The 1,368-nt window shown below is 62.2% G+C and carries 1 protein-coding gene; it reads right to left on the reverse strand.

The window, feature by feature from the left end; all coding sequences use genetic code 11:
• Positions 1–1,368: beta strand repeat-containing protein (locus GCN75_RS28720; protein ID WP_405002843.1), on the reverse strand; the 1,368-nt coding region annotated here is incomplete at both ends.

The raw sequence follows: 1,368 nt of genomic DNA on the forward strand, positions 1-1,368 counted from the left end.
CGTTGTTCAGGTCACCGCTCACTTTGGCCGTCAGGTCCGTACCGGCGCTCACTGTCCCCTGCTGGTTCAGCAAGGATGCCGCATCCAGACGCAACATGTCCGCCTGCAACACGCCGCGCGTGTTGTCCAACGCAGTACCGCTCACCTGCAGGCCAGTGGTCGCGGCGATCACGCCATCGGTATTGTTCAGCGCATCTTTGCTGACGACAGAAGCGGCCGCCGCCGAGGTGACACGGCCCTTGCTGTTGTCCAGCACGCCCGCTTGCAGATTCAAAAGGCCCGTACCCGCATGCTCGATCTTGCCGTCCTTGTTGCTGACGCTGACGGCATCGATGTTCAGGTTCTGGCTGTTGAGCGCGATGCGTCCCGCTGTATTGTCCAGATTACCGGTGACGATATTCGTGTCACCCGTACCCGTCTGCAAGATGGTGCCCTTGGCGTTGTCCAGGTTACCCACATGCAGGTCGAGCTGGCCTGCCTGCAACGTGCCTTCCGTGTTGTGCAAAGTGGCGCTCGTCGTGATGTTGAGCGCACCTGGCGTCGTGACCACCGCCTTGTTGGTGCTGACGTCACCCGTTGTTGCCGTCAGGCCGATGTTGGCGGCGCTGGTCTGGCTGCCTGCCAGATCCACGCTGGCGCCCGTCAGGGTCGCCTTGCCCCCAGCCAGGTTCTGGCCATGCGCGGCCAGCGTTTGTGTTGTGCTGATCGTCAGCTCGCCACTTGTGCCCAGCTTGCCATCGGCCTGCATGCCGGCACCGAGCAAGCTGCTGGTGCTGCTGTCGAGAGTTTTCGCCGTCAGGCTAGTGTTGCCCTGCGCGGCGATCACGCCCGTGTTCGTGATGGCGCCACTGGCGTTCAAGGTCTGGTCACCGGCTGCGTACAGGCTGCCCGTGTTGTTCAGGCTGGCCAGTGTCGCGTTCAGGTTGGCGCCGGCAAAGACGTTGCCTGCGGTATTGTTCAAGTTCGCCAGAGTCAGGTTGGCATTGCCAGCCACGGCCTGCAGTTGGCCCTTGGTGTTATCAATGTCGCCACCGGAAAGTTGCAGATGGCGCCCTGCCGCCACCGTACCTTGCGTATTATCCAGGCTGCCCACGTTCAATGTGGCATCCTGCGCCGCCACGATGCGGCCCGTGCTGTTCAGCAAGGTGGTTGCCTTTACCAGTGCATCGCCATTACCCTCGATCTTGCCGCCCGTATTGTCCAGTTGAGCAGTGGTGCTCACCGTCATCCGTCCCGTGCCTGTCTGCGCCAGACTGCCGCTGCGGTTATCCAGCGTGCCGGCGTTCACCGTCAACTGATTGGCCACCGTCGTCGCATTGCGGTGGTCCAGGGTAGCTGCCGTGATATCGAGCTTGCCATTGCCCGTGA

The organism is Janthinobacterium violaceinigrum (assembly GCF_009208555.1).
GTDB classification, from domain to species: Bacteria; Pseudomonadota; Gammaproteobacteria; order Burkholderiales; family Burkholderiaceae_D; genus Janthinobacterium; species Janthinobacterium violaceinigrum.